Origin of the sequence: Meiothermus sp., from assembly GCF_025056915.1 — a bacterium.
Lineage (GTDB): Bacteria > Deinococcota > Deinococci > Deinococcales > Thermaceae > Meiothermus.
Genome location: NZ_JANWVH010000130.1, coordinates 1 through 4,063 on the forward strand (window position 1 = coordinate 1; position 4,063 = coordinate 4,063).

The window sequence follows — 4,063 nt, forward strand, 5'->3', positions numbered from 1 at the left end:
GGCCGCCCACGAAAACGAGAAGGGACAAGTGTCTGCGTTGGGTCTGGGCCGAGACGCATGTTTTTGAGTTTCCAGGCCGCCACTGTTGTGTTCCGAACCAGGCTTTCTCGAACTCGAGTGGCTCAAAATATGGGAAGAGCGCTCTATTTGCGAGCACGGGCTTGCTCACTGACCAGCGCAATAAACTCCTGCACGATGTGGGCATCGAGGGTGTCGCCTGCTTGCTTGCGCAGCTCGCGCAATGCGTCTTGCTGGTTCCAGGCGGCCTTGTATGGGCGTGACTGAAGCAAGGCATCGTACACATCCACCACTGCAAAAAGGCGGGCCTCGAACGGAATTTCCTCCCCGGTCAGGCCAAAGGGATAGCCGGAGCCGTCTATCCGCTCGTGGTGGTAGCGCACGATGTTGCGGGCTGTCTGGGACAGGAAACTCAGGTTTTCCAGCATGCCAAACCCAATGTCGCAGTGGCTTTGCATGATGCGCCACTCGGCGTCGGTAAGGGTGCCGGGTTTGAGCAGAATCGAGTCCGGGATGGCCAGCTTGCCCAGGTCGTGCAGGTAGGCCCCCATGCGCAGGCCCTCGATGTCCGGAAAACCCAGCCGTCGGCCCAGGGCCTCGCTCAGGGCCACCACCCGGTCGGTATGGCCCTTGGTCTCGAGGTCGCGCAACTCCAAACCCAGCCCCAGCGAGCGCAGGGCATCCTCGCGGGTACGGGTAATTTCTTCGAGATGAGCAATCCGCTCGAGGGCCCGCTCGAGGCGACGAGCCACCGCCTCGAGCAAGGAGATGTGCTCCTCCAGGATGGGGGCTTTGTGGTCAAAACTGGCCAGGGTAAGCGCCCCGTAGGGCAGCCCCCGCAGGTAGAGGGGCGCGGTCAGAAGGGTTCGCACGTTATGGGCTTTCAGCGAGGCCCAGGCCGCATCCCAGGTCTGGTAATCGTCGATGTACTGGGCCGTCCCCAGCGACAGCGCCAGGCCCATGAAACCCTTTCCCAGCACCACAGGAAGGGCTTTGAAGTGCTGCAGCCGCCCCTGGCCCTGCTGCTCATGACCCAAAACCAACCGCATCACCCCGGTACCCTCGTTCTGATCCTCCAGCTCCAGCTGGTAGAAACCCCCGGCGCTCAGGTTGGTCAGGTCCAGCAGGGTTTGCAGGGCTCGCCGAGCCATATGGTGCGGGTCATCGAGGGTCTCGAGTTCGGCGGACATCTGCACCAACCGGCGGTAGCGTTCCGTCTCACACTTGGCCTGTTCGAGCGCCTGCAAGCGCGAAAGCAAAACGCCGGCCACCTTCGCCAGCGCCTCCAGGGCATAGCGGTCCTGGGTTCTCAAGACGCCCCCCGCCCCAGCGGTATCCACCGAGAGCACCCCTACAATGCGGCCCTCGGGGTCGCCCAGGGGAACACCCAGATATGCAGCCTTGACCCGGTTTCCAGAGGTGTAAACGGCCTGGGCTGCGGTTGAGGCATCCGGAAGGTAGAGCGTGCTGCCCTGTTCCAGTACCTTCCAGGCCAGGCCCTGCCCGCGCGCATGCCGGGAGCCCAGGGCTTGCTCAGCCGCATGACCCGCCGCCGCCACCACCTCGAGCACATCTTCTTTGGGGCGGTAAAGGGTGACCAGGCTGCTTGAGGCCCCGGTCTGCTCAAAGGCCTCCTGGACAATCCGCTGCAAAAGCTCTTCGGTGGTCCGAGCCGCCGTCAAGCCCTGGCTGATGTGGGCCAGCATCTGCAAACGAACCAGCTCGCGTTCCTGAGCCGCCTGGGCCTCCAGCCGTGCCAAAACCTGCCCCACCCCCCGACCAAACGATTCCAGAACCGCCGCATCTTCGGGTTCAAAAGGCTGCTTTGAATAGGCCACGACCACCCCAAAACCCTCTCCCTGAGCATCCCGAATGGGCACAAAGGCTGCATACTCCATGGGGTTTGTGTCCACATTTAAGTGCAGGCGGGGGTCGTCCATGCGCACCATCTGTACCCGGTGCTCCTCGAGCGCCAACCACGAAATTCCCTTGCCTCGAGGCACCGACAGCCCCAGGGCACCCTCCCAGTTCACCGCTGCAAAAACCTTGAGCTCATCCCCTTCACGCTGCAAGGCCACCGCCCTCTCCTCACCCAAAATTTCCAGAATCAGGTGGGGCAGCGACTGCCACAACAGGCCCGCCTCTGAAAAAGTGGACAGCACCCCCAGCACCCGGGCCAGGCGCTCTTCACGCTCGAGGCGCGCTTGGGTGTTCTTTCGCTCCTTGAGGGTCTGCAACACCACCCCCAGGCTGGAGCCCAGCTCCTGGGCAAGAGACAGGGCTTCCGTTGGAAACGGAGCCGCCTCCAGGCGATCGAGGCAGATCCAGGCCTCTACCCTGCCGTTCAGCGGTACCGGTACATTCAACGACCAGAAAATCCGGTGCAGGGTCTGCCGGTCTTGGGAAGAAAGTCCGCTTAGCTCGGGCCGAACCCGCACCATGTTGGGTCGGGCCATCAGTGCCTCTTCCAGGCTGGCAGCGTACCAGCGCAACTCGTCTTCTAAGCTCAGGGAATACCGGGGCAAGGGAATGTTGTGGCCTCGCATGGCCACAAACCGGTAATGGTCACCTTGCCGCACCAGGGCCGAGCCGGCCTGCGCCCCCGGAATCAGTCGCAAAGCCCCCTCGAGCGCCGCTGTAAGGAGCGACTCCAGGTCGGGACTGCCCACCAGTTCTCGTAGAAGGGCCAGCATGCCCTGGTATGGAACGCTCATCTCAGCATAGCCTAGGGGTATTTGCCCCCCGCATAAGTTCATGCGTCACAACCCATCTCCATCCCCTGTGATTTGGTGCAAGTACAACCCTGCGTGGAATATGGGCCAAGGCCCTCATTCGAACCAATATAACCACCCATCGCCCAACCCTCAACGCTGCGAACGCTTGACCCCAAAAGCCAGCACCCGCCGGCCAGAGAGTTCGTCCAGGCCCCCGAGCGCATCTTCCAGCGCAAGGGTAGAAGTGCGACTCCGCACCAGCCCTCCGTAGACCAGGGCATCCAGGCTGGCCATCAGGCTGTGGCCCGCTCGAGCGCACCGGCGGGTTGACCCCCTCGCGGCCCTGGTAAGCCGTCCGGGGCGGGCAACGCACCGCCTGCCAGGTGCAAGGAGCCCCGTTGGGGGGCGCTCATCCAGGGGAATGTACAAAACCCCAACGGGATAGGCCCAGGCCAGGGCAACCAAGCACCCCACCAGCAAGCGCATCCAGGTTCCATCTTAGGCTGACCAGATGAGGGCAGCCTGCATTCTGGATGCCGAGGCCTGCCTTGTAGGGTCAGAACTAACCCGAACAAAGCACCCCTGCTTTGCACGGGCGCTGAACACAAGGCGTTTGACGCCATCGGCTATAATGGGCCTGGGTCGAGTGCTAAACTTCGACCCAACCCCCACGTCACAACCCACCCCCTCGGGGGTATCCGCACCCTGAGAAGGCTAAGAGCAACCTCAAGTTGGTCGTGGTAGAAAAACCACATTGGATTGAAGGGAACAGGCTAAGGTGAAAAATATGGATTTAGAGCGCCAAGCCCAGCTAGAAGCCGAGGCTCTGTCGCGTCGCGTGCTCATTCACGACATTTTGCGCCGCCTTCGGGGTGAACAGAACATTCTGCTGCCTTACAGCGCAGTTTCAGAGCTGCGGCCCCGGGGGGAGTCGTACAAGGGTCTTCAGACCATCGAGGTGGACAAAATTATCGGCTCGGTGGATCGCTACGGCGACTTCGACGCCGAGTTCATGCCCAAGGAACCTTTTACCCTGGACCGCTGGACCAGGCTGCGCCAGGCCCAGCTCGAGGGCACCGAGTTTCCCCCCATAGATGTCTACAAGGTTGGCGAGGCCTATTTCGTCAAGGATGGCAACCACCGTACCGCATTGGCCAAAGCCCAGGGACAGCACTTTATTGACGCCTACGTCATCGAGCTGGATGTGCCGGTGAACCTCGAGCCCGACGACACCCTGAAGGATGTGATTTTGAAGGGCGAGTACGCTCAGTTTCTGGAGCAAACCCGGCTGCCCGAGTTGCGCCCGGGCCACGAGCCGATCCTGTTCAGCA

General features: G+C 62.0%; 2 protein-coding genes and 1 pseudogene. 1 reads left to right on the top strand and 2 read right to left on the bottom strand.

The features are described 5' to 3' along the window. Window positions 1-143: 143 nt before the first annotated feature. Both NZN28_RS13900 and NZN28_RS13905 read right to left on the bottom strand, forming a co-directional pair. On the bottom strand, window positions 144-2,732 hold the full coding sequence (locus tag NZN28_RS13900) for an HD domain-containing phosphohydrolase (protein WP_295399150.1): 2,589 nt from the start codon (window positions 2,730-2,732) through the stop codon (window positions 144-146). A 150-nt stretch (window positions 2,733-2,882) separates the two neighbouring features. Next, window positions 2,883-3,218: a hypothetical protein gene (locus NZN28_RS13905; RefSeq protein ID WP_295399152.1), complete on the bottom strand. Its 336-nt coding sequence runs from the start codon at window positions 3,216-3,218 to the stop codon at window positions 2,883-2,885. Window positions 3,219-3,519: 301 nt separating this feature from the next. Here NZN28_RS13905 and NZN28_RS13910 point away from each other — a divergent pair. Continuing rightward, a pseudogene (locus NZN28_RS13910) lies at window positions 3,520-4,063 on the top strand (transcriptional regulator); the annotation flags it as partial.

Excerpts from the sequence above, each read along its gene's own strand:
- NZN28_RS13900 (WP_295399150.1), bottom strand. The coding sequence starts at position 2,732 with ATGAGCGTTCCATACCAGGGCATGCTGGCCCTTCTACGAGAACTGGTG.
- NZN28_RS13905 (WP_295399152.1), bottom strand. The coding sequence starts at position 3,218 with ATGCGCTTGCTGGTGGGGTGCTTGGTTGCCCTGGCCTGGGCCTATCCC.